The sequence below is a fragment of the Serratia sp. JUb9 genome (genome assembly GCF_014298095.1).
GTDB classification, from domain to species: Bacteria; Pseudomonadota; Gammaproteobacteria; order Enterobacterales; family Enterobacteriaceae; genus Serratia_B; species Serratia_B rhizosphaerae.
Window position 1 is genome coordinate 3563216 of record NZ_CP060416.1, and the last position, 24806, is coordinate 3588021.

At 61.9% G+C, this 24806-nt stretch carries 23 protein-coding genes; 6 read left to right on the forward strand and 17 right to left on the reverse strand.

Features of this window, described 5'->3' with window-relative positions:
* Positions 1-303 precede the first annotated feature (303 nt).
* Positions 304-855 carry a DUF523 domain-containing protein gene (locus tag HF675_RS16750; protein ID WP_187043458.1) on the forward strand — a complete coding sequence of 184 codons (552 nt, stop codon included), beginning with the start codon at positions 304-306 and terminating at the stop codon, positions 853-855.
* Here HF675_RS16750 and HF675_RS16755 read toward each other — a convergent pair.
* The 3 genes from HF675_RS16755 to HF675_RS23985 form a co-directional block, all read right to left on the reverse strand.
* A complete protein-coding gene (locus HF675_RS16755) occupies positions 782-1207 on the reverse strand; it encodes an NUDIX hydrolase (protein WP_105233238.1) in 426 nt (141 codons plus the stop codon). The two genes, HF675_RS16750 and HF675_RS16755, sit on opposite strands and share 74 nt — an antisense overlap.
* A gap of 247 nt (positions 1208-1454) precedes the next feature.
* Entirely contained in the window at positions 1455-1712 is a 258-nt protein-coding gene (locus HF675_RS16760; RefSeq protein ID WP_105230290.1) for a hypothetical protein, read from the reverse strand.
* Positions 1690-1935: a tlde1 domain-containing protein gene (locus HF675_RS23985; protein ID WP_105230289.1), complete on the reverse strand. Its 246-nt coding sequence runs from the start codon at positions 1933-1935 to the stop codon at positions 1690-1692. The genes HF675_RS16760 and HF675_RS23985 overlap by 23 nt, the downstream gene beginning before the upstream one ends.
* A 474-nt stretch (positions 1936-2409) precedes the next feature.
* On the opposite strand from HF675_RS23985, the gene sseA reads away from it, so the two are divergent.
* On the forward strand, positions 2410-3255 hold the full coding sequence (gene sseA, locus HF675_RS16770) for a 3-mercaptopyruvate sulfurtransferase (protein ID WP_187043459.1): 846 nt from the start codon (positions 2410-2412) through the stop codon (positions 3253-3255).
* Positions 3256-3302: 47 nt separating this feature from the next.
* On the opposite strand, the gene urtE is transcribed toward sseA, so the two are convergent.
* The 8 genes from urtE to atzF form a co-directional block, all read right to left on the reverse strand.
* Complete coding sequence (gene urtE / locus HF675_RS16775; RefSeq protein ID WP_105230286.1) at positions 3303-4001, reverse strand: urea ABC transporter ATP-binding subunit UrtE; 699 nt, start codon at positions 3999-4001, stop codon at positions 3303-3305.
* 22 nt (positions 4002-4023) lie between these two features.
* Complete coding sequence (urtD, locus tag HF675_RS16780) at positions 4024-4830, reverse strand: urea ABC transporter ATP-binding protein UrtD (RefSeq protein WP_105230285.1); 807 nt, start codon at positions 4828-4830, stop codon at positions 4024-4026.
* Positions 4827-5903, reverse strand: a complete 1077-nt coding sequence (gene urtC, locus HF675_RS16785) for an urea ABC transporter permease subunit UrtC (protein WP_105230284.1) — start codon at positions 5901-5903, stop codon at positions 4827-4829. The genes urtD and urtC overlap by 4 nt, the downstream gene beginning before the upstream one ends.
* Positions 5903-7483: an urea ABC transporter permease subunit UrtB gene (urtB, locus tag HF675_RS16790; RefSeq protein WP_111737513.1), complete on the reverse strand. Its 1581-nt coding sequence runs from the start codon at positions 7481-7483 to the stop codon at positions 5903-5905. Before urtB ends, urtC begins: the two co-directional genes overlap by 1 nt.
* Before the next feature lie 96 nt (positions 7484-7579).
* The gene (urtA, locus tag HF675_RS16795; protein WP_187043460.1) at positions 7580-8848 is read right to left on the reverse strand and encodes an urea ABC transporter substrate-binding protein; all 1269 of its coding nucleotides are present in this window, start codon (positions 8846-8848) and stop codon (positions 7580-7582) included.
* 23 nt (positions 8849-8871) lie between these two features.
* Positions 8872-9579 carry a GntR family transcriptional regulator gene (locus tag HF675_RS16800; protein WP_187044761.1) on the reverse strand — a complete coding sequence of 236 codons (708 nt, stop codon included), beginning with the start codon at positions 9577-9579 and terminating at the stop codon, positions 8872-8874.
* A gap of 10 nt (positions 9580-9589) precedes the next feature.
* A complete protein-coding gene (gene uca / locus HF675_RS16805) occupies positions 9590-13210 on the reverse strand; it encodes an urea carboxylase (RefSeq protein ID WP_187043461.1) in 3621 nt (1206 codons plus the stop codon).
* 2 nt (positions 13211-13212) lie between these two features.
* Positions 13213-15045, reverse strand: a complete 1833-nt coding sequence (gene atzF, locus HF675_RS16810; RefSeq protein WP_187043462.1) for an allophanate hydrolase — start codon at positions 15043-15045, stop codon at positions 13213-13215.
* A gap of 543 nt (positions 15046-15588) precedes the next feature.
* Between atzF and HF675_RS16815 the strand changes: the two genes are divergently transcribed.
* Positions 15589-16047, forward strand: a complete 459-nt coding sequence (locus tag HF675_RS16815) for a DUF5675 family protein (RefSeq protein WP_187043463.1) — start codon at positions 15589-15591, stop codon at positions 16045-16047.
* Positions 16044-16700 carry an SH3 domain-containing protein gene (locus tag HF675_RS16820; RefSeq protein WP_105230277.1) on the forward strand — a complete coding sequence of 219 codons (657 nt, stop codon included), beginning with the start codon at positions 16044-16046 and terminating at the stop codon, positions 16698-16700. The genes HF675_RS16815 and HF675_RS16820 overlap by 4 nt, the downstream gene beginning before the upstream one ends.
* A gap of 60 nt (positions 16701-16760) precedes the next feature.
* On the opposite strand, the gene HF675_RS16825 is transcribed toward HF675_RS16820, so the two are convergent.
* From HF675_RS16825 to HF675_RS16850, 6 genes are all read right to left on the reverse strand, one after another.
* Positions 16761-17225 carry a DUF1456 family protein gene (locus tag HF675_RS16825; protein WP_105230276.1) on the reverse strand — a complete coding sequence of 155 codons (465 nt, stop codon included), beginning with the start codon at positions 17223-17225 and terminating at the stop codon, positions 16761-16763.
* A gap of 99 nt (positions 17226-17324) precedes the next feature.
* Positions 17325-18221 (reverse strand): phosphonate ABC transporter, permease protein PhnE, encoded by an 897-nt coding sequence (phnE, locus tag HF675_RS16830; RefSeq protein ID WP_187043464.1) that lies wholly within the window; start codon positions 18219-18221, stop codon positions 17325-17327.
* The gene (phnE, locus tag HF675_RS16835) at positions 18221-19084 is read right to left on the reverse strand and encodes a phosphonate ABC transporter, permease protein PhnE (protein ID WP_105230274.1); all 864 of its coding nucleotides are present in this window, start codon (positions 19082-19084) and stop codon (positions 18221-18223) included. Before phnE (HF675_RS16835) ends, phnE (HF675_RS16830) begins: the two co-directional genes overlap by 1 nt.
* 76 nt (positions 19085-19160) lie before the next feature.
* Positions 19161-20093, reverse strand: coding sequence for a phosphonate ABC transporter substrate-binding protein (gene phnD, locus HF675_RS16840; RefSeq protein WP_187044762.1), 933 nt, complete (start codon positions 20091-20093; stop codon positions 19161-19163).
* 61 nt (positions 20094-20154) lie between these two features.
* The gene (gene phnC / locus HF675_RS16845; protein WP_105230273.1) at positions 20155-20988 is read right to left on the reverse strand and encodes a phosphonate ABC transporter ATP-binding protein; all 834 of its coding nucleotides are present in this window, start codon (positions 20986-20988) and stop codon (positions 20155-20157) included.
* Between the two features lie 138 nt (positions 20989-21126).
* A complete protein-coding gene (locus tag HF675_RS16850) occupies positions 21127-22155 on the reverse strand; it encodes a zinc-binding alcohol dehydrogenase family protein (protein WP_187043465.1) in 1029 nt (342 codons plus the stop codon).
* 142 nt (positions 22156-22297) lie between these two features.
* Between HF675_RS16850 and HF675_RS16855 the strand changes: the two genes are divergently transcribed.
* Together HF675_RS16855 and HF675_RS16860 are read left to right on the forward strand one after the other, a co-directional pair.
* The gene (locus HF675_RS16855; protein ID WP_187043466.1) at positions 22298-23203 is read left to right on the forward strand and encodes a GntR family transcriptional regulator; all 906 of its coding nucleotides are present in this window, start codon (positions 22298-22300) and stop codon (positions 23201-23203) included.
* Between the two features lie 252 nt (positions 23204-23455).
* The gene (locus tag HF675_RS16860; protein WP_370569845.1) at positions 23456-24742 is read left to right on the forward strand and encodes an MFS transporter; all 1287 of its coding nucleotides are present in this window, start codon (positions 23456-23458) and stop codon (positions 24740-24742) included.
* The last annotated feature ends 64 nt before the right edge of the window (positions 24743-24806 follow it).

Genomic DNA, 24806 nt, shown 5'->3' on the forward strand with positions numbered 1-24806 from the left:
GCGATCCCTTCTTGTGAAATAAAAAATCTAAAGAAGATTTATATGGAATTAATATTCCAACAACAAGCGGCCGGGGTAATAAAACTGATATTCGTGACGCCGTTCATGGTTCCCGAATGAACGGCTGAAACGGCGATCGCGCCGATGCGGAAGCGCATCAAATTAACGGCAAAAACGGTACATCTGTTTCACGTTATCCGCAGCGCCAGGGCATGCGCCGTCACGCCGCTTCTGTTAGGATAAAACCGCGCGTGCGGACGCGCGTCGTCCGCACAACCGTCACGATCCACAGAGATAAGATGAATGTCGCCGAAGATTTTAATCAGCGCCTGCCTGGCCGGTTTCAAAGTACGCTATAACGGTTCCGATAAGCCGCTGCTGGACGCCACGCTGGCGCGCTGGCAGCGCGAGGGACGCCTGGTGGTGTGTTGTCCGGAGCTGGCGGCGGGCTTCTCCACCCCGCGTCCGGCGGCGGAAATCAGCCCCGATGCCGACGGCACTGCGGTGCTCGCCCAGCGGGCGCAGGTGCGTGAAACCACCGGTGCCGACGTTACCGCCCCCTACCTGCTGGGCGCGCAGCTGGCGCTGGAGACCGCACGCCGCCACGATTGCCGCTTTGCGCTGCTGACCGACGGCAGCCCCTCCTGCGGCAGCCAGCTGATCTACGACGGCAGCTTCAGCGGCCACAGCAAACCCGGCAGCGGGGTTACCGCCGCCCTGCTGCGGCAACAGGGCATTGAGGTGTTTTCCGACCGGCAGATCGCAGCGCTGGTCGCCCGCGTCAGCGAGTACGAGCGGCAAGCAGCGCCGCCAGCCGCTGACGCAGATGGGCAATCCCCTGCGGGTGGTGAATAAATTCCTCTATCGGCATCATGCGCCAATACTGGCCTTCATCGCCAAAGCGCACGGCGGCGATCTGCCGCGCGCTGAGATCGCCCAGCATAAACCAGGTGGCCGCGTCCCCCGGTTGCCGTCCGGAATAACGACGCTGCTCGCGCACCTGGGCGGCGGCGATCGTCAGGCCGAACTCCTCGTAGGTTTCCCGCTGCACGCACTGCAGCGGCGTCTCCGCCCCTTCGCGCCCGCCGCCGGGCAGATCCCACTGGCCGGGCCACGGTATATCGTCACGGCAGTCGCGCCGGTAGACCAGCACCTGTCCCTGATGCAGCAGCGCGATCTTTGCACCGCCAAAATCCTGCTCCGCCATCATCTTTCCTCCGCCTCAATAGCCGCCCAGCTTTACGTCATCGTGTTCTTCATACGACGGTTGTCCTGACCTTATCACCCGCAGGCCGGGCTATTTCGTCAGCAATCTTCCCCGCGCGACGGTTTTTTGAAATTCAGCGCACTGGCTATGATCCTGCTGCGTGCAGTTTGCGACATGTTTCAGGCCGCGGCTGATGCAAAGGATTCAGAATGGTGCATCAGGGCGATCTGGGCGTCCTTCCCTTTGCCTACCTGAACCTACCCCTGACCCAATTGACCACACTCACCAGAATAGCCGCTACAACCAGCATAAGCGCCGCCAGCACCCAGAGGAATGAGGGATCGGCCTCACCGTCAGCAAAGCCTAACCCTGTAATATTCAATACATGATTGGTGGCTTGTGACAGGTAATCCAGTAGGCCACCCAGCGGAAACAATACAATGAAGAATGCCGCGACAAGACAGGCAAGCCAAATGCATAGATTAATCAATGTCGCATGACGCATAATCAGCCCTTCCCATCACTTCAACCCTGCCATAAGACATGAGTCCGCGCCCACCGGGAACCTGGATCTTCTTTCGCTGAAGTAGTGATTTCCTAACAAGTTGAAAGTCTGGGATGTTATAGAAAGTTATGCAACCGTGTGACTCTCCGCTGCCATCAGGTCGTAAGGGATGAAGCCTAAACGCTCCACGTTCTGAACCGTAAACAAACACAGAATCACTCATGGTACTGGCGCTATAGAGGCCAAACCATTCATCATGATTGGTGCCGTTCTTGAAATCCTTAATAAAGTCTGTAGCCGATTACGGAGGCTTCCCGATGGGCGATCGACTATCCAATAAGTGCCAACCGGCAGCGCTGCATTCTTCTTATAGGCGCATTGCGCTATGTTGGTGACTGGCTCTACACCACTGAATACCGGGAACACGCCTACTCCGTAAACGTGGAGTTTTAAACGCCGTCTGTCGGCGGACACATCGTTATAATCCATTCTGCAAATTTGCATTAATTTAACTCTCCATGTCGTTAAAACCCCTCATATTAATGGTTAAAGATCACTCAAGACAATCAGACCGATCCTGTTTGTGAATGTCCATTAATTGGGGTGACAAGGGTAGCCTGGACGAGCGCGCCATAATGCAAGCGGGGCAATTTAGGGTATAGTAAAAATCGGTTTTCATGACGGACGAACAATCACAATGAACTCTCCTTTTCTGGTTACCCCACAATGGCTTGAACAACATCTCCACGATGCCGATCTGGTGCTGGTCGACGTGCGCATGTCGCCGGCGGGCCTGACGCCGAAGAAAGATATGCAGGCCGAATTTGACCGCGGCCATCTGCCGGGCGCGGTCTATTTCGATATCGACGACGTCGCCGACAAACACAGCGCGCTGCCGCATATGCTGCCGGACGCTGCAGCCTTTGGCCGCGCGGCAGGCGAGCTGGGCATCAGCGAAAACAGCACGCTGGTGTTCTATGATGAAGGCAACCAGTTTTCCGCCCCGCGCGGCTGGTGGACCTTCCGCAACTTCGGCGCCAAACGGGTTTACGTGCTGGACGAGGGGATGAGCGGCTGGACGGCGCGTGGCAATGCGCTGGAAAGCGGCCCCGTTGCCCGGCAGACCACGGTGTTTAACGCCAGCTTCAACCCGGCGGCGGTGGTCGCCATGGCGCAGGTGGAGCAGGCGCTCGGCAGCGACAGCCAGATCCTCGACGCGCGCGCCGCCGCGCGTTTTTACGGCGACGCGCCGGAACCGCGCCCGGGCCTGCACCGCGGCCATATTCCCGGCAGCATCAATATTCCCTACGGCGACCTGCTGGACAACGGCCGCTTTAAATCGCTGGCGGCGCTGCGGGAAACCTTCAGCGCCAAAGGCGTCGATATTAACGGCCCGATCATCGTCAGCTGCGGCTCCGGCGTTACCGCGGCGGTACTGGCGTTCGGCCTGCTGTCGCTGGACGCGCCGCAGGTCAGGCTGTATGACGGCGCCTGGAGCGAATGGGGCCTGCTGGACGGCAAGCAGCCGATAGCCACCAGGTAACCCCGCCGCGCCCGCCGCCGGACGTTTCCATCGCGGCGGCGGGTCGTTTAAATCGCCACCAGCGCCCTGGCGCCCTCCTGCTCCATATCGGCGCCCGCGCCGCGCTGCACAATGCTGCCGCGCGCCATCACCAGATAGCTGTCTGCCAGTTCGGCGGCAAAATCATAAAACTGCTCCACCAGCAGGATCGCCATCTCCCCCTGCGCCGCCAGCTGTTTGATGACCGCGCCGATCTCTTTAATCACCGACGGCTGAATGCCTTCGGTGGGCTCATCCAGGATCAGCAGGCTCGGCCGGCAGGCCAGCGCCCGGCCGATCGCCAGCTGTTGCTGCTGGCCGCCGGACAGATCGCCGCCGCGCCGGTGCTTCATCTGCGCCAGTACCGGAAACAGCTGATAAATGCTGTCCGGCACGCGTTTCGCCTCTGCGGCGGCAAAGCGCGACAGCCCCATCAGCAGGTTCTCCTCCACCGTCAGCCGTGGGAAAATCTCGCGCCCCTGCGGCACATAGGCGATGCCGGCCTGCACCCGCTGATGGGTTTTGCGCCCATTGATGCGCTGTCCCTGCCAGCAGATGTCGCCGCTTTTCGCCGGCAGCAGTCCCATCAGGCATTTCAGCAGGGTGGTTTTACCCACGCCGTTGCGCCCCAGCAGGCAGGTCACTTCGCCAATCCGCGCCTCAAAAGAGACGCCGCGCAGAATATGGCTGCCGCCGTAATATTGGTTCAGCTCGTTCACTTGCAGCATCACGCTTTCCTCTTTATTCGCTTCAGCGGCCCAGATAGACCTCAATCACCCGTTCGTCAGCCTGCACCTGCGCCAGCGAACCTTCCGCCAGCACCTGCCCCTGATGCAGCACCGTCACGCGATCGGCGATGGCTTCGACAAACCCCATATCGTGCTCCACCACCATCAGCGAATGGCTGCCCGCCAGGGATTTGAACAGTTCGGCGGTGTATTCGGTTTCCGCATCGGTCATGCCGGCCGCCGGCTCATCCAGCAGCAGCAGATGCGGCTCCTGCACCAGCAGCATGCCGATTTCCAAAAACTGCTTCTGCCCGTGCGACAGCAGTCCGGCCGGCCGGTGACGCTGGCTGGTCAGCCGCAGCGTCTGCAGCATCTGCTCGATGCGGTCGCGCTGCTCGCCGCTCAGTCTGGCGCGCAGGCAGGCCCACACCGATTTGGGGTTCTTCTGCGCGATCTCCAGGTTCTCAAACACCGTCAGCGCTTCAAACACCGTCGGTTTTTGAAACTTGCGGCCAATGCCGGCCTGCGCGATCCGGATTGGATCCATCGCCGTCAGATCGCGCGTCTGATCGTAAAACACCCGCCCGTTGTCCGGCCGCGTTTTGCCGGTGATCACATCCATCAGCGTGGTTTTGCCCGCGCCGTTCGGCCCGATCACGCAGCGCAGTTCGCCGACGCCTATCTGCAGCGACAGATCGCGCAGCGCATGGAAGCCGTCGAAGCTGACGTTGATGCTCTCCAGCTGCAGCACCGGATCGGTCTGCCCGCGGCGCTTATCGGCCGGCAGCGGATGGGTAAACAGCTCATCGGTCATTTGCATGGCGTTCATGATGATTTCCTCCGGCGCAGCAGGCCAATCACGCCCTGCGGCAGAAACAGCGTCACCACGATAAACATCAGCCCGAGGAACAGCTGCCAGTACTCCGGCATCGCCACGGTGAACCAGCTCTTGGCGCCGTTGACGATGCCCGCGCCGAGCAGCGGCCCGACCAACGTGCCGCGTCCGCCCAGCGCCACCCAGATGGCGGCCTCGATCGAGTTGGTGGGCGACATCTCGCCGGGATTGATAATGCCCACCTGCGGCACATACAGCGCACCGGCCAGCCCGCACAGCACCGCCGACAGCGTCCAGACAAACAGCTTGAAGCCGCGCGGCTGATAGCCGCAGAACGTCAGGCGGTTCTCCGCGTCGCGCACCGCCGTCAGCACGCGGCCGAATTTACTGCGCGCCAGCGCAAACCCCAATCCCAGGCTGACGATCAGCAGCAGCACCGTCGCCAGAAACAGCGCCACGCGGGTGCCGGTCGCCGTAATCGGCGCCCCCAGCAGGGTGGTGAAGCCGGTAAAGCCGTTATTGCCGCCGAAGCCGGTTTCGTTACGGAAAAACAGCAGCATGCCGGCGTAGGTCAGCGCCTGCGTCATGATGGAGAAGTACACCCCTTTGATTTTTGAGCGGAAGGCGAAGTAGCCGAACACCAGCGCCAGCACGCCCGGCGCCAGCACGATCAGGCACAATGCCCAGGCAAAATATTGCGTGCCGCTCCAGAACCACGGCAGTTCGCTCCACGACAGAAACGACATAAACGCCGGCAGGCCGTCGCCGGCCGCCTGACGCATCAGGTACATGCCCATCGCATAGCCGCCGAGGGCAAAGAACAGGCCGTGGCCGAGCGACAGCAGCCCGGCGTAGCCCCACACCAGATCCAGCGCCACTGCCACCACGGCGTAACACAGAATTTTTCCCGTCAGCGTCAGGGTGTAGGTGGAGATCGCCAGCGGGTGCGTGGCCGGCAGCAGCGCCAGAAACGGCATGATTAACAGCGCCAGCACCAGCAGCGTGCCGAGGGTCAGCGCCGTACGCGGCGCTTTCTGCACGCCGCTGAGGGTTAATGGTTGGCTCATCAGTCAATCACCCTGCCCTTCAGGGCGAACAGCCCTTGAGGACGTTTCTGAATAAACAGGATAATCAGCGCCAGAATCAGGATTTTACCCAGCACGGCGCCAATCTGCGGTTCAAGAATTTTATTGACGATGCCGAGGCCGAACGCCGCCGCCACCGTACCGGCCAGCTGTCCGACGCCGCCCAGCACCACCACCAGAAACGAGTCGATGATATAGCCCTGCCCCAGTTCCGGCCCGACGTTGCCCAGCTGCGACAGCGCCACGCCGCCCAGCCCGGCGATGCCGGATCCTAAACCAAACGCCAGCATATCCACCCGCCCGGTCGGCACGCCGCAGCTGGCGGCCATCGCACGGTTTTGCGTCACCGCACGCACGTTCATCCCCAGACGGGTTTTGTTCAGCAGCAGCCAGGTGAGCAGCAGCACCAGCGCCACAAACACGATCACCGCGATGCGGTTCCACGGCAGCACCAGATTCGGCAGCAGTTGGATACCGCCCGACAGCCAGGCCGGGTTGGCGACCTCGACGTTCTGCGCGCCGAACAGCAGCCGCACCAGCTGGATCAGCACCAGGCTGATGCCCCAGGTCGCCAGCAGCGTTTCCAACGGCCGGCCGTAGAGGTGGCGGATCACCGTGCGCTCAAGCAGCATGCCGATACCGGCGGTCACGGCGAACGCCGCCGGCAGCGCCGCCAGCGGATAGAACGCCAGCCACTGCGGCGCCAGCTGCTGGAACGCCCCCTGCACCAGATAGGCCGCGTAGGCGCCGAGCATCAGCATCTCGCCGTGGGCCATATTGATTACCCCGAGCAGGCCGTAGGTGATCGCCAGCCCGAGCGCCGCCAGCAGCAGGATCGACCCCAGCGACAGGCCGGTAAACGCCTGGCCGAGCAGATCGCCGATCATCAGCCGCTGTTTGACGCTGGCCAGGCTCTGCTGTGCGGCGGCGCGCACCGCGGCGTCCGGCTCACCGTCCGCTTCGCTCAGCGCCTGCAGCCGCGCCTGGGTCTGCGGATCGCCCGATTCGCCCAGCAGCTGCACCGCCTGCAGACGCACCTGCGGATCGGCATCGCTCAGCTGTAGATTGGCCAGCGCGATGCGCAGCGCCTCGCGCACCGCCTCATCCTGCTCCTGCGTCAACCGTTGCCGCAGCAGCGGCCGCTGGGCGCGCTGTGCGTCACGCTGCAGCGTCTGCGCCGCCTGCAGTCGCGCCGCCTTATCGCCGCTCACCAGCTGCTGCGCCGCCAGCGCGTTGGCGGTCAGAATGCGCAGCCGGTTATTCAGCCGCACTTTTTTCGGCGTTCCCTGCGGCGCGGCGTCCCCTTCCAGCGGCGTCCAGGCGCCGTTCTGGCGGGTAAATACGCGCCCGGCGGCGTCCACCGCCAGGTTCTCCTGTTTCAGCGCCCGCAACAGCGGCAGGCGTGCGGCATCGGGCGCGCTCGCCCAGCCCTGCAGTAATTTGGCCTGCTGGCTGCGGCCGGCGGCGGCGAAATCGCCGGCCGATCCTGCCTGCGCCCACAGCGGCAGGCAGCACAGCAGCCAGAGTAGTGGCCGCAGTCGGGATAAAAATAAAGATTGCATCGGGCTGCCCCTCCGTCGGGGCCGGAACGTCCGGCCCCTGTCGTTTGTCGGTGCGTCAGCGGGCGCGACAAGCCGCACGCCGGCGACGCGGCACGCTTAATTGCCCCCTTTCACCGGCCGGTCAGACTTTTTATCATTACCGGCGATATACGGGCTCCACGGCTGCGCGCGCAGCGGCTGCTCGCTCTGCCACACCACGTTGAACTGACCGTTGTCTTCAATTTCGCCAATCATCACCGGCTTGTGCAGGTGGTGGTTGACGGCGTCCATGGTCAGCGTCACGCCCGACGGCGCGGCAAAGCTCTGGCCGGCCATCGCGGCGCGCACCTTATCGACGTCGGTGGTGCCAGCTTTTTCCACCGCCTGCGCCCACATATGGATGCCGACATAGGTCGCTTCCATCGGATCGTTGGTGACCGCATTGGCGCTGTTCGGCAGGTTGTGCGCCTTGGCATAGGCGCGCCACTCGGCGACAAACTTCTGGTTGGTCGGATTATCCAGCGACTGGAAGTAGTTCCACGCCGCCAGATTGCCGACCAGCGGCTTGGTATCGATGCCGCGCAGCTCCTCCTCCCCGACCGAGAAGGCGATCACCGGCACGTCGGTGGCCTTGATGCCCTGATTGGCCAGCTCTTTATAGAAAGGCACGTTGGAGTCGCCGTTGATGGTGGAGATCACCGCCGTATTGCCGCCGGCGGCGAATTTCTTGATGTTGGCGACGATGGTCTGATAATCGCTGTAGCCGAACGGCGTATAGACCTCGGCGATATCCTTATCCTGTACGCCTTTCGTATGTAAAAAGGCGCGCAGGATTTTATTGGTGGTGCGCGGGTAAACGTAGTCGGTGCCCAGCAGGAAGAAGCGCTTGGCGCCGCCGCCGTCTTCACTCATCAGATATTCCACCGCCGGAATGGCCTGCTGATTCGGCGCCGCGCCGGTATAGAACACGTTCGGCGACATCTCCTCCCCTTCATACTGCACCGGATAGAACAGCAGGCCGTTCAGCTCCTCGAACACCGGCAGCACCGATTTGCGCGATACCGAGGTCCAGCAGCCAAACACCACCGCCGCCTTATCCTGAGTCAGCAGCTGGCGCGCCTTCTCGGCGAACAGCGGCCAGTTGGAGGCCGGGTCGACCACCACCGGCTCCAGCTTTTTCCCCAGCACCCCGCCCTTGGCGTTGATGTCGTCAATGGTCATCAGCGCCACGTCCTTCAGCGGCGTTTCCGAAATGGCCATGGTGCCGGACAGCGAGTGCAGAATGCCGACCTTGATGGTGTCGGCGGCCTGTGCGCCCCACGCCAGCCCGATGCCGAGCAGGCTGACGGACAGGGCGCAGGCTTTGATAAAATGACGATGTGGCATAATTCGACTCCTGGTGAAAGTGATCAAGACGCTGGCCCCTGCTGTAAACGCGCCTGATGCAGGCGGTGCAGGGTTATTTTTCGGACTTCGGCCTTACTGACGGCAATGTGATCGCTAAGCAGCGTTTGCGCCTCCTCGGTGTGACGTTGCGAAATGGCCCGCAGAATCGCGGCGTGTTCCTGATAGGTCGCATCGACCCGTTGATCCTGGGTAAAGTCCAGCCGGCGGATGATGCGGATTTTTTCGGTGACGTCGCGGTGAATACGCGCCATCTCGCCGTTGCCGGCGGCGGCCACCAGCGCCATATGAAACTGTTCGTCGTGCCGCGAGACGCTTTTGCCGTCCTCCAGGCGCGGCGCGTCGATCCAAAAACGCGTCAGCTCCGCCAGCGCCGGCAGCGTCTCACCCGTCGGGCGGGCGCACAGACGCTTCAGCGCCTCCCGCTCCAGTACGATGCGCAGGTCGTACAGCTGTTCGAAATAGTCAAAATCAAACGGCCGCACCTGCCAGCCGCTGCGGAAATGCACGTCGACGTAGCCCTCCCGCTCCAGCCGGAACAGCGCCTGACGCACCGGCGTGCGGCTGGCCGCCATCCGCCCAGCAATCTCGCTCTCGCTGAAGCGGTCGCCCGGCAGCAGGCGAAAATCGAAAATGTCATCCTTCAACTGCTGGTAGATGCGCTCCGCCAGCCCCTCCGGCCGCGCCTTATGGCGGTTATTGGTCAGTTGCATCATGGTCTCCTCATCCGGCACGTTCCAGCCACAGCAGGGCGTCGCCCGGCCCGACCGGCCGTCCCGGCTGGCAGCCGATGCGCTTGATCACCCCGGCGCGCGGCGCGGTGACCGCCAGCTCCATTTTCATCGCCTCCACCACGATCAGCGGCTGGCCGGCGGCCACCGTCTGGCCCGGCTCGACCAACACCTTCCAGACGTTGCCGTTCAGGTCGGCGCTGACCAGATCGCCGTCCACCTCTTCTTCATCCGCCGCCGGCAGAAGCTGCGCTTCCGGCTCGCTTTCCTGCGTCTGCCAGCGCGCCACCTCGCCGGCGAACGCCTGTTGCTGCCGCTGGCGGAACGCGTCGATCTCGCCGGCGTTATCCGCCAGGAAGCGGCGATACTCGGCAAAGTCGAACTCGCTGTGCTCTATGCGGATCGTCATGCGGCCAGCGCGGAACGCTTCGCGCTGCGCCTCCAGCTCCTGCTCGCTGACCGGGTAGAAACGCACCTGATCGAAAAAGCGCAGCAGCCACGGTTCGCCGGCGCTGAACTGCGGATTGGTCAGGAACTTGTTCCAGATCGGCAGCGTACGCCCGACCAACTGATAGCCCCCCGGCGAATCCATGCCGTAGATGCACATATACATGCCGCCGATGCCGACGGTGCCTTCGGCGGTGTGGGTCCGCGCCGGGTTGTATTTCGAACTCAGCAGGCGATGGCGCGGGTCCAGCGGCACCGCGCAGGGCGCGCCGAGATACACATCGCCCAGGCCGAGAATCAGGTAGCTGGCGTCAAACAGGATGTCGCGCACCTGTTCACGGCGGCTCAGCCCGTTGATGCGCTGAATAAAATCGACGTTATTCGGCAGCCATGGCGCCTCGCCGCGCACGGTTTGCCGGTAGCGCTCCACCGCGTCCAGCGTCGCGCTGTCCTCAAAGGCCATCGGCAGATGGACGATGCGCGTCGGCACCTTCAGATTGCTGACGTCCTCCAGCGAGCGCTCGCGCGTCAGCAGCCGCGACAGCAAATCCTGCTGAGCGATGATGCGGCTGTCATAACGAATCTGCAGCGAACGCACGCCGGGCGCCAGTTCCTCAACGCCGGCTATCGGCTGCGCCTGCAGCGACTGCATCAGCAGATGGATACGCAGACGCGACGCCAGATCCAGCACGTTGTCGCCGTACTCCATCAGCAGGTAGCCGTCCCCCGCCTGGCGATAGGTCACCGCCGGCAGGCCGTTATCCGCCTCAAGGCGCGCCAGCACCGCGGCCGACACCGTCCCCGCCGGCGCCAGCGACGGCGGCGGCAACGAGATGGCCTTCACCGCCGCCAGCGCCTCAATGCTGCCGAGCTGCGCCTGTTCCAGCGACTGCGCCTGCTTGAAGCTGATGGGGTGAAAGCGGATGCGGTCGCCCGGCTTCACCTGCCCCACTTTCCACAGCTCCGCGCGGGCGATGGTCACCGGACAGACAAAGCCGCCGAGGCTCGGCCCGTCGCGGGTCAGGATCACCGGAAAATCGCCGGTAAAGTTGATCGCGCCGATGGCGTATTCACAGTCGTGCACGTTGGACGGGTGCAGGCCGGCCTCGCCGCCGTCCTGCCGCGCCCACACCGGCTTCGGTCCGGACAGGCGCACGCCCAGCCGGTTGGAGTTGTAATGCACCTGCCATTCGCTGGCGAAGAAGGCGTCGATGGATTCCTCGGTGAAGAAGTCCGGCGCGCCGTGCGGGCCGTACAGCACGCCGATATGCCAGACCTCGCCGTACTGCGGGATCAGGCTGGCGTCCAGCGCCTGCGGCGCGGCGATCGGCGCCGGCGTGGTGGTGGCGGGCAGCTGAGGCCGGGCGACGGACAGCATATCGGCCACCCGCAGCGTACGGCCGGCGTGGCCGCCGAACTGGCCAAGCGCGAAGGTGGAGCGGCTGCCCAGATAGAGCGGCACGTCAATGCCGTTGCGCACCGCCAGGTAAGTGCGGCAGCCGTGGCTGGCGCGGCCGAGCGTCAGTACCTGCCCGGCGCGCACCGCCACCGGCCGCCAGTACTCCAGCGCCACGTCGTCCAGCGTCGCCGGGCAGTCGGCGCCGGTCAGCGCAATGGTGGCGTCGCAATGGAAGCGCAGCGTCGGCCCCTGCAGGGTAAACTCCAGCCCGGCGGCGCTCGGATGGTTGCCGACGATGCGGTTCGCCAGACGGAAGGCGAAATCATCCATCGGCCCGGACGGCGGCACGCCGATATCCCAGTAGCCAAGGCGGCCGGGGTAGTCCTGCACGCTGCTGTAAGTGCCGGGCTGCAGCACCTCGATGCAGTGAGGCTGATAGACGAATTCGTCCAGCAGGCCGGTCCAGACCTCGCCGGCGCGGAAAGCGTCGGTCGCCACCACCTGGCGCAGATAGTCCAGGTTGGTGGCGATGCCGTGCAGCCGCGTGGCATCCAGCGCCTGCTGCATCTTCGCCAGCGCCGTGGCCCGATCCTCGCCGTAGACGATCAGTTTGGCGATCAGCGGGTCATAAAACGCGGAAACTTCACTGCCGCTGCTGACCCAGCCGTCGACGCGCGTCTCCGGCGGAAACGCCACCTCGGTCAGTACGCCGGGGCTGGGCTGGAAGTTCTTCAGCGGATCTTCCGCATAAATACGCGCCTCGATCGCCGCCCCGCGCGGCGCGCGCAGCAGCGCCGTCCAGTCCGGCTCATCGCCCGCCGCCACCTGCAGCATGCACTCAATCAGATCCAGGCCGGTCACCATCTCCGTCACCGGATGCTCCACCTGCAGACGGGTGTTCACCTCCAGGAAATAGAACTCATCGCGCCCGGCGTCATAGATAAACTCCACCGTCCCGGCGCTGCGATAGCTGACCGATTCCCCCAGCGCCACCGCCGCCTGATGCAGCGCCTGACGGGTCGCCGCCGGCAGATGCGGCGCGGGCGTCTCCTCCACCACCTTCTGGTTGCGGCGCTGCAGCGAGCAGTCGCGCTCGCCCAGCGCCGCCACCCGTCCCTGACCGTCGCCGAAAATCTGTACCTCGACGTGGCGCGCCCGGTCGACAAAGCGCTCAAGAAATGCGCCGGCATCGCGGAAAAACTGTTCACCCATGCGTTTGACGCCGTCATAGGCCTCGCGCAGCGCCGCTTCGTTATCGCAGCGCGTCAGGCCGATGCCGCCGCCGCCGGCGGTGCTTTTCAGCATTACCGGATAGCCGATGCGCGCCGCCGCGCTGACCGCCTCTTCCACATTCGCCAGCAGGCCGGTGCCCGGCGTCATCGGCACCCCGGCCGCCGCCGCCAGTTCACGCGCCCGGTGCTTAAGGCCGAACTCGCGGATTTGCTGCGCCGTCGGGCCGATAAACGCCACGCCGGCCGCAGCGCAGGCATCGGCAAATTCGGCGCTTTCCGACAGGAAGCCGTAGCCGGGGTAGATCGCCTGCGCGCCGGTCTGCGCCGCCGCCGCCAGAATTTTGTCAATGCGCAGATAGCTGTCGGCGGCCTTGTCGCCCCCCAGCGCCACGGCGTGATCCGCTGCGCTCACGTGCGGCGCATTGCGGTCGGCATCGGAGTAAACCGCCACGCTGGTCACGCCCAGACGTTTCAAGGTGCGGATCGCACGGCAGGCGATTTCGCCGCGGTTGGCAATCAATACGGTGGTAAACATGCTCAAGCCTCCTTCTCTGCGCCGGCGCGATATGCGCGCCAGCCGCCAAATGCGGTAATATCCGTCGCCCCTGCCAGCGCCCATGGCTCGCAGATAAAGCCTTTCACCCGTCGCCCGTCCGCCAGCAGCAGCGTGCCGATGCCCAGCGGCGGCGGCACTTCGGCAACAAACTCGCCAAAGCGCGCCAGCGGGATGTCCCACAGCTCCACCTCAATTGCCGCGCCGTCCTCCGTTTTCACCAGACCCGGCTTCGGCGGCTGCGTATCGGCCAGCGCATACAGCCGGTAACACGGCGCGGTGGTGGTCTGCTCCGCCAGCACCGCCTGCCGCTGCGTCAGCTGCGCGTTGAGCGGCATGCCGCGAAGGTGCGCGCCCACCACGGCGACGCGCACATGCTGCGCCGCAGGCGCCAGCGGCGGCTGTGCCGGCAGCGCACGCCCGGTAGCGCCGAGCGACAGCCCCAGTTGCTGCTGCCAGCGCTGGCCGAATGCCGCCAGCGCGCGATCGTGCCAGGCCGGCGCGATCAGCGTGATGCCGGCGGGCAGGCCATCGGCGCGCAGCGCCCCCGGCAGCGCCAGCGCGCTGAGATCGGCCAGATTGGTGAAGTTGGTGTAGGTGCCGAACTGCGAATTGAACAACACCGGCTCCTGCGCCATTTCCGCCAGCGTACGGATCGTCGGTGAGGTCGGCACCACCAGCGCGTCGAACTGCGCCAGCAGTCGGTTGATCTCACGCGCCAGCTCGGCGCGCAGGTATTCGGCACGATAGGCATCGCAGGCGCTGTAATGCAGGCCGTTGCCGACAATATCGCGCACCACCGGGTCCATCGCCTCGGGGTCATCGCTGAGCATGCCCGCCACCGCCACGGTGCGCTCGGCCACCCACGGCCCTTCGTACAGCTGCTGCGCCAATTGACGGAACGGGGTGAAATCGATCGTTTCCAACTGCGCGCCGCCCTCCCGCAGCTGCGTCAGCGCCGCCTGAAACGCCTGCTCTGCCTGCGGGTCGCCGCAGAACGACGGCGCATCCGGCACGGCAAAGCGCGGCGCGGCCGGCAGATCCGCCGGCGCCGTCTGTGGATTCACGCGGGAATAGGCGTCGGCGGCATCATAGCCGCCGGCCAGTTCAGCGACGCAGGCAGCGTCGGCCACCGTCAGCGCAAAGATGGAGACGCAGTCATTAAGGCGACAGGCCGGCACCACGCCGCGGTTCGACAGCCAGCCTTTGGTTGGTTTTAAACCGACGATATGATTAAACCCGGCCGGTACACGGCCGGAGCCGGCGGTGTCAGTGCCGAGCGCAAACGGCGTCAGCCCACGCGCCACCACCGACGCCGAGCCGGAACTGGAGCCGCCGCTGACATACTGCGGATTGAAGCTGTTCACCACCGCGCCATACGGCGAACGGGTGCCGACCAGACCGGTGGCGAACTGATCGAGGTTGGTTTTGCCGATAACGACAGCGCCGGCGGCGCGCAGCCTGGCGACGACGGCGGCATCCTCATCGGCCTGATAGGTAAATGCCGGGCAGGCCGCCGACGTTGGCCAGCCGCCGACATCAATGTTGTCTTTAACCGCAAACGGCACGCCGAACAGCGGCAGGCGGCTGAGGTCCCCGGCTACCGCCGCCAGGCGCTGCGCCAGTTGCTGATACTGCGCCTCACACTGCCGCGCGTCGGGCAGGTAAATCCAGGCGTTGTCGTTACGGTCAAGGCTGGCGACAAGTTGAGAAAGCGTGGCGGCGACGCAGGCGATACGCTCCGCCGCTGGCTGAGTCTGGTAGTAGCGCTGCCACTCGCTGAGGGTAAATCCGTGTTGCTTAACAGGCTGGGTCATCGGCTGAATTCCATCTAGTACACAAGATTGAATCCAGCAGAGCAACGCCCGTGCCAGTTTTTTATTTATTTGATTTTAAATGATTAATTAAAAACAATGCGCGGCGAGTGCAAAAAACGCGCACCAACGGCGCGCAGGTGATGAACAAAAAAGGTGCAGAAAAACGCCTATCGATCAGATGCCCGTGTATTTACCTTTCGCTATCCATTGATAAACATCGGAGAGGCCTCAGTATATTTATAGATTGGCGGAATCAGTAACGGGAAAACCGGAGCATTAAAATATATTAATTTATAATTAAACAACCACAAACCTACGCCTAAATATTAATACACCAACCACCACTTAATTAACTCCATTAAAGCACAAGAATAAAAACGGTAATCACACCATCAATACTTAACAGAATAATACGAAAATCACCACCGAACACCAGTTAGTTTTTTCATTCAGTTGTTAGCCTGTTATAGTAACACCCCCTCTAGAAAAGCATCAGGAAATCATCACCCCACAGGACAAGGTATATAAATAAGGATATTAATTATGGCAAAGCATACAATTATCATTACCCGCACCTGGCAAACAGATAACTCAACGATAAGCAGCTATGAGATCACCGGCAGCTCTATTAAAGGATACTTCTTAGAAAGACCCGGGCCTGATACTCAAGAATCACACCAAAGGAAAAGAATTCCCGAGGGGAATTATTCGATAAAATGGCATTACAGCAGTATTCCTACGGTCAGCCCCTATAATCCTGTCCCGCTGCTGTTTAATGCGACCGTCCCTGAATCCCGCAATATCTTAATTCACAACGGCAACTTCCCCCGCGATACCGACGGATGCCTGCTGATTGGCTCATCCAGGGGAGTTGATTTTGTCGGCAACAGCGTCAAAAAGTTAAAAGAGCTGCAAAACTTTATCACCAGCAAAGGAATCAGTAATTTCAGCCTGACGATCAAATCTTGCTATTCTGGCTGCACCACTTCGGAGGGATTATGATTAAAAAACTGATGCTCGCCCTGCTGCTGTCCCTCGGCGTGCAGCCGGCGCTGGCCGAAGCGCAGACGTTCAACGGCGTGCTGCAGGCCTACTGGCTGCCTATCTGGCATGAAGACGTCAATCAGCCGCAGCTGACATACCGTTTCTTCCCGGATGAGTCGTCGGCCGCCAAGGGAAAAGTCATCAACCTGCGCCAGCCCGCTCTCGATCTCAAACGGCTGCAGCAGGATCACCCGGAGTTTATCGCCCGGCGGCAGGGGCACGTGGAGTATTACGGTACGCTGAAGGTTAGCGAGTCAACCGCATATAACGAGTGCGGCCTGGACTTTTATGAGGCGCAAAAGGCCGCGTTTACGCCCAAAGCGCCGCAGCCTTTCGATATTGAACAACTGGAAAAGCAAAGCGGCTGTCAGTCCTACCCCTGGCTGCTCAGCTATCAGCTAAAAGCGGACGACGGCGGCGCCGTGCTCAGAGCCGCGCCCGATAGCAGCGCCGAGGCCGTCGCCCAACTCTCCGGCGACCGGCCACTGGTGCAAATCAGGCAGGTCAACGCCGACTGGGTGCAGGTCGCACTCTATGATGCCGCCAACCAGCCGCCGATGGGCAAGACGCGCGGCTATATTGAACTGCGCCATCTGCAGCCGCTCAACTAGCGCGCCGCAAAAAAAAAGCGCCTCCCACAGGAGGCGCCGAGATACCGTATTCCGCGCGCGTTACTCGCCGCGCACCCGCTGCGCCAGCCCTTTCAGGAAGTAACGCAGCATCTGATCGCCGCACGGACGATAGTTTTTGGTGCCCGGCTTGCGGAACAGCGCGCTCAGCTCCGGCTTGGAGATGCGGAAATCCACCGCGGTGAAAATCTGGAACAGGTCGACGTCCTTCAGTTCAAACGCCACGCGCAGCTTCTTCAACACCAGGTTATTGGTGATCGGCAGCTCCAGCGGCGGTGCCGGAAATTTATCGTCTTTGCCGCGCTTGAAGAACACCAGGCCGTTGAGGAAATGCCCCATCACCTCATCCGGACACTTCTGGAAGCCCGGTTCGCCTTCCTTGATGATGTAAGCGCCCATCGCTGCGGCGTCAACGTCGAAACCGTCCAGTTTGGCGATGTCCGCCATTTTTACGTCGTTGATTTTCAGCATGTAACGCACGCTGCGCAGGACGTCATTGTTAATCATGGCATTGCCTTTAACGGGTAATCGGATGACGTGCGGCGGGTAAAACGACTGCCGCACGTCAGAATAAGTGCGGCAGTATAGGGACAGGCGCGTGGTTTCTCAATCGATTTGGCGTTTCGCCTGGTACAGCGGGATATCTTCGCCGATGATATATTTGTTGCGCAGCAGCGAGGAGATTTTATCCATCGTCATCACCACCACCACCAGCATCAGGGTGATAAACATCACCACATCCCAGTTCCAGAGCCGCATATTTTCCGCATACACCAGGCCGATGCCGCCGGCGCCGACGAAGCCGAGCACCGCCGCCGAACGGGTGTTGGACTCAATCTGATACAGGCTCAGCGCCAGAAAAGTCGGGAAGGATTGGGTAAAAATGCCGAAACGGTGCTTCTGCAGGCCGTTGGCCCCCACCGCCGTCAGGCCGCGCCCCGGCGATTTTTCCACCGCCTCGTGCCCTTCGGCATACAGTTTGCCCAGCAGCCCGACGTCCTGCATCACGATAGCCAACACCCCGGCCAGCGGCCCCATGCCCACCGCGCGCACGAAGATCAGCCCCCAGATCGCCATATCAATGCCGCGTAATACGTCCAGCAAACGGCGCACCACGGCGGCGACCGGCCGCAGCAGCGGCGTGGCCATCACGTTGCGCGCGGCAAAGAACGACAGCGGCAGCGCAATCAACGATGCGGTGAGCGTGCCGGCGAACACAATGCCGAGGGTGATAAAGATCTGCTGGAAGTAGTAGCCGAACGGCCAGTTAAGAAAATCATGCCAGACGAACATGCGCATAAAGTAGCGACCGAGCTGCTGGCAGCCGGTGAGAAACTGCGGCCAGGAGATGCCGAAGAAGTGGAAAAACAGCAGGTAGTACAGCACAAACCCCGCGCCGACCAGCGCCAGAGTGCGCAGATAGCGCCGCTGCTGGCTGAAGACCTCCCGGTGCTGCTGACGCAGCGTGTGCAGCCGTTCCGTGCTTACGGTTTGCTCGAACATTATTTTCCGCCCTCCACCACGCGTTGACGCAGTTTGCCGGAGCTGTAATCCAGCAGCGACACCACCACGATAATCAGCAGCAGCGTCATGCTGACCTGATCGTAACGGTCCAGTTTAATATTGGTCATCAGCTCCTGGCCGATGCCGCCCGCCCCCACCAGCCCGAGGATGGTCGACTGACGGAAGTTGATCTCCAGCCGCATAAAGCTGTAGGACATAAACACCGGCTTCACCTGCGGCCATAGGCCGAAGCGCATGCGCTGCAGCGGAGTGGCGCCGCAGGCGGCCAGGCCGCGCACCGGCTTCGACGACGCGGTTTCCAGCGCCTCATAGAACAGCTTGGTCAGGCTGCCGATGGTGTGCAACGCCAGCGCCAGAAAGCCGGGAATCGCCCCGATGCCGAACGCCATCACAAACATCACCGCCCAGGCCAGCTCCGGCATGGTGCGCAGGAAGGCCACCAACGTGCGGATGGCGAAGCGCAGCCACCCCGGGCTGTGGGTGTTATTCGCCGCCAGAAAGGCCAGCGCCCCCGCCACCAGCACCGAGCACAGGGTCGCCGCCAGCGCCAACTGCAGGGTTTCCCACAGCAGCGGCAGCTGGATATGCAGCCGGTAACCCCAGTACGCCAGCGATCCTTCGGTATGCCCATCGGCAAACAGCAGCCGCCAGTGCAGCACCGGCACGGTTTCCGCCAGATAATCGAAGAAGTTGGGCAATGACACCCAGACGGTATGCAGATTGAACTCGGCCAGCGTACCGGCACCGAGGTACAGCCCCACCAGCAGCAGCGACCAAAGCAGCGTTTCACGCTTCTGCTTGCTGCGGATCCGCTGATAGTAATGCGCAAAATCGGTATTCAACGTGGATGTCCATCCGTCGTAAAAAAATGGCTGTCCGTACTCCGGCGCGTGCAAGACGCCGGAGTACGGAAGAGAATCAGCGCTCGCCCTTCGCCAGCGCGCGTTTGAGGTCGATCACCGGCTGGTACTCCGCCAGCGTGGTGTCTTCGATATGCTGCTTGCCACCCATCGCCTTCACAAAGCAGGCGTGATCTTCTTTATCCAGCTTCTTGATGGCGGCGACCAGTTTGGTTTTGAACTCCACCGGCAGCGCGCTGCGCACCAGGATCGGGCCGTTCGGGATCAGCGGCGACTGCCAGATAATGCGGATCTTTTTCATCAGATCCGGCTGGTCCATGCGGATCAGGCGGGTAAAGGCGCCGCTGGTGTAGCCGCTGTTGTAGTCGCCGATCATCGAGGTCCAGGTCACCGCGCCGTCAAACTGACCGTTCACCACGCCGAGAATGTCCTGTTCGTGGCCGCCGGAGAAGGTCACGCTGGAGAAGTAACCGTTGTATTGGTTATCCGCGTTGCCGCCGAACTGCTTTTTAAAGTCGTGATCCGGCATCAAAAAGCCGGAGGTGGAATCCGGATCGGCAAAGCCGAAGGATTTCCCTTTCAGATCCGCCAGCTTTTGATACGGACTGTCGGCCTTGACGATCACCACCGAGTGATAGCCGCGCGAGTTGTCGACGTCATCAACCGCGATCCCCACCAGATCCACCGCCTGCGGATCCTTGAGGTATACCGAGGCGAACGACGCCGGCGACATGCTCAGCACCATATCGATCTTGCCGCCGAGCAGCCCCTGGATCACGCCGGAATAGTCGGAGGAGTTGCGCAGTTTGGTGTCTACGCCCAATTCCTTATCAAAAAACTGCTTCACGCACTGGTTGTCGCCAATCTGCTGGGTGGCATTCTGCCCGCCGAGAATGCCCATATTCAGCTCTTTGGGCGCATCCGCCGCCGCCGCGCCGAAGGCCATCAGCACGCCGCTTGCCAGCGCGCTCAGCATCGCTATTTTTTTCATCATCTCATAACCCTGTGTGTGTAAAAGTAACGGTAAAAATGCACAAGCCGCTCTCCGGCGATCAATGGATCTGGCTGACTTCCTCGCCATACAGTTGCTGCAGAATCTGTTCGTCGAGCTGCGACGGGTGGCCGTCAAAAATGATTTTGCCCTGCGCAATGCCGATCACCCGCCCGCAGTACTCTTTCACCAGTTCAACCGAGTGCAGGTTGACCATCACCGCGATGCCGTCTTCGCTTACTTTGCGCAGCGCATCCATAATGCGCCGGGTGTTTTTCGGATCCAGCGACGCCACCGGCTCATCGGCCAGCAGAATCTGCGGGTTCTGCATCAGCGCGCGGCAGATCGCCACGCGCTGCATCTGGCCGCCGGACAGGTTTTCCGCCCGCTGCAAGGCGTGCGGCAGCATATTGAGCCACTGCAGCAGTTCAATGGCGCGCGCCCGGTCGGCGTCGTCGAAGACTTTGAAGAAGGATTTCAGCGTCGAGGTGTGGCTGAGCCGCCCCAGCAAGACGTTAGTGATCACATCCAGCCGCGGCACCAGGCAAAAATCCTGGAAAATCATGCCGCAGCGGGCGCGCCAGCTGCGCATCTGACGCGCCGACAGCTGGGCGATGTCCTGCGCCACGCCCTGCGGATCGATATGCAGCATCTCGCCGCAGCTGGAAGGAATGGTGCCGTTCAGGGTGTGCAGCAGGGTCGATTTCCCTGCGCCGGAGCGGCCGATCACCGCCACAAACTCGCCGGCGTGCAGAGAAAAATTGATATCGTCCAGCACCCGCTGCTGCGCCTTATAGGCTTTGCCCAATCCTTTCACTTCCAGAACTTTGCGCCGCGTACGGGTCTGCACGGGCGGGAATTCGCTCGGTGCCAGTTTTAACAGTGCCTGAGCCATATGCCGTATCTCATTAGGTTGGCGATTCGTGATGGGCACCTATTTAGGGATAAATTTATGACATTGGGATGATGGTTTTATGGTGGGGAGGTGACGACGGCGTGATGTATCGCCCGGATAGCCGGGCGAAAAGCAGCATTACTTGTGGAAGTGAATCACTCCTTTGATCAGCGTGCGGTTGTTGATCACGTCACGCTCATAGCATTCGGCCAGGGTGTCGAAGGCAAAATGGTGCGACAGCATCATCTCGGCGCGAATTTTACCCGCCGCCATCAGCCGCCCCACTTTGGCGAAATCTTCATGCGTCGCGTTGCGACTGCCCATCAGGGTGGTCTCTTTTTTATGGAACTCCGGGTCGTCGATACTGAACTCCCCTTTGAACAGCCCGACGAACACAATGCTGCCGCCGTGGCGGATCAGGTTGACGCAGTTGTTCATCGCCAGCCGGTTGCCGGTGGCGTCAATCACTTTGGCCGCCAGCATGCCGGAAAACTGCGCGCGCAGCGCAGCGTCAAAGCCGGCGTCCGCCGGATCGAGCGTCGCAACCCCCAGCACCTGCGCCACATGGGCGCGGCGTTCCGCGCTGGTATCGGCCACCACCACCTGCGCGCCGTCGGCGTGGGCAATCGCCGCCACCCCCAGCCCGATCGGCCCGGCGCCCACCACCAGCAGCTGCTCGCCCGGCGCCACCGCCGCGCGCCGCACCGCATGGGCGCTGATGGCGAACGGTTCAATCAGCGCGGCGCTTTCGGGCGCCAGATCGTCGACCGCCAGCAGGTTGCTGACCGGCACGCTGAGGTATTCGCAAAAACCGCCGTCCTGGTGCACGCCGATCACCGAAATATTTTCACAGCAGTTGCCGCGGCCACTCTGACAGGCGCCGCAGCTGCCGCAGGACAGATAAGGCATCACCGCCACCCGCTGCCCGACCCGCCAGTTTGCAACGTCCGCGCCCAGGCCGACGATATGGCCGCAAATTTCATGGCCCAGCACGCGCGGATAGGCGAAAAACGGCTGATTCCCCGCCCACGCGTGAATGTCGGTGCCGCAGATGCCGACGGTGTGTATCTGTAAAAGCGCTTCGCCCGCCGCCGGTTCCGGCACCGGGCGCTGTTGATAAACCAGTTGCTTCGGCTGCTGACAAATCAATGTATTCATTGTGGCCATAATGACTCCTCCCGTGATCTGGCGTTTGTTATTCAATAAAAAACGCCCACGCCAGGACTTCAGCATAAGGAAGTGTGACTCAGTCCAAAATAAACCGCTTTAAATTGGTTTTAAATGCCGGAAAAAACCGCCGAGAGACGTGATGAGCAGAACACAAAACCTGCGGCAGATGGTGATCAATCAGATGATTGACGGCATGACACGGGGCCATCTGACCTCGCCGCTGCCCTCTCAGGCCGCGCTGGCCGAGATGTACAACATCAGCCGCACCACGGTGCGCCACGCGCTGGCCCACTTTCAACAAACCGGCGTACTGGCGCCGCAGGCCGACGGCTATGTCATCGCCCGTCTGCCGCAGGAGGAGGAGTGTTTCGACTGCCGCGAGCAGTCGCCGGAGGCGCAGAACGAACGCTTTGAACGGGCGTTTTTCCAGCTGATTAACCAGCAACAGCTGCGCGCCGGCGACAGTTTCAGCGAGCTGCAGCTGGCGCGCCAGATGAACGTCAGCCCGGCGGTGGTGCGGGAATTTCTGTTGCGCCTGAGCCGCTACCAACTAGTCGACAACGTCAAACGCGGGCAGTGGTGCCTGAAAACCTTCGACCAGCATTACGCCGAACAGCTGTTCGAACTGCGCCAGATACTGGAAACCCATGCGCTGTCGCGCTTTCTCAACCTGCCGGCTGACGATGCGCGCTGGCTGCAGGCCAGAGAGCTGCTGCGCCGCCACCGTGAGCTGCGTGACGATATCAGCCTGCACTACCGGCAGTTCTCCGCGCTGGACAGCGACTTCCACCGCCTGATCCTCTCCGCCGCCAATAACCCGTTCTTCAACCAGTCGCTGGAGGTGATCTCGGTCATCTTCCATTTCCACTATCAGTGGGACGCCAGCGACCTCAAGCAGCGTAATATCATCGCCATTGAGGAGCATATGGCGATTCTCAGCGCGCTGATTTGCCGCAACGACCAGCAGGCCACCCATGCGCTGCACCGCCACCTCGACAGCGCCAAACAATCGATGATCCGCTCCCTCGCCCACACCGTCTCCTGACGCCCGCTCGGTAATAAAAAACCGATAAAAAACCGTAAAAGCCTATCTGCCGCACGGAACCCGATCTCCCCGGATTCGGACGCGAAATGCGCCATTTAGGCTGATTAGCGGTCAGACCAAGCATTCCCTGCATCCCGGGCCCCCAACGATAAATATTATTAACGTGGAATTCTGGAGACAATGATGGAAAAAACTCATACCGCTACCCGCCCGACGGCCGCAGAGCCGGACGCGGCCGATTCGATCGTTCCCATGCCTCCCGACGGCGCGCTGGTGCGTTCCGCGCGCATCAAGAAAATTCAGACCACCGCAATGCTGCTGCTGTTTTTAGCCGCGATCATTAACTTTCTCGACCGCAGTTCGCTGTCGGTCGCCAACTCCACCATCCGCGAAGAGATGGGGCTGAGCGGTACGGAAATCGGCCTGCTGCTGTCGGCCTTTTCGCTGGCCTATGGCCTCGCCCAACTGCCCTGCGGCCCGCTGCTGGACCGCAAGGGGCCGCGCATTATGCTGGGCCTCGGCATGTTCATCTGGTCGCTGTTCCAGACGCTGTCCGGCATGATCCAGAACTTTACCCAGTTTATCTGGGTGCGCATCGGGCTGGGCATCGGCGAAGCGCCGATGAACCCCTGCGGCGTCAAGGTGATCAATGACTGGTTCAACATCAAACAGCGCGGTATGCCGATGGGCATTTTCAACGCCGCCTCCACCGTCGGCCTGGCGATCAGCCCGCCGATCCTCACCGCCATGATGCTGATGTTCGGCTGGCGCGGCATGTTTATCACCATCGGCCTGCTGGGCATCGCCCTGTCCATCGGCTGGTACATGCTGTACCGCAACCGCCAGGACATCGACCTCAGCGCGCAGGAGCAGAGCTACCTCAACGCCGGCAGCGTCAGCGCACGCCGGGAGCCGATGAGCTTTAAAGAGTGGCGCTCGCTGTTCAGAAACCGCACCATGTGGGGCATGATGATCGGCTTCAGCGGCATCAACTACACCGCCTGGCTGTATCTCGCCTGGCTGCCCGGCTACCTGCAGACCACCTACCACCTGGATTTGAAAAGCACCGGGCTGCTGGCCGCCATTCCGTTTCTGTTCGGCGCCGCCGGCATGCTGTCCAACGGTTTTGTGACCGACTTTTTAGTCAGACGCGGCATGGAGCCGGTCAAAAGCCGCAAGCTGTGCATCGTCTCCGGGATGCTGCTGTCCGCCGCCTTTACCTCGGTGGTGGCGCAGGCCACCACCACCACCAGCGCGGTGACGCTGATCGGCATGGCACTGTTTTGCATCCACTTTGCCGGCACCTCCTGCTGGGGGCTGATCCACGTATCGGTCACCTCGCGCATGACCGCCTCGGTAGGCAGTATCCAGAACTTCGCCAGCTTTATCTTCGCCTCGTTCGCGCCGGTGGTGACCGGCTGGATCCTCGATACCACCCACTCGTTCAGCCTGGCGCTGACCCTGTGCTCCTGCTTTACCCTGATCGGCGCGCTCTCCTACCTGCTGGTGGTGAAACAACCGATCACCGACGCGCAGTAATACTCCCCGCCGGCGGCGCACCTCTGCGCCGCCCTTTTCCCCGGTAGGAAAACGTTACATTGCC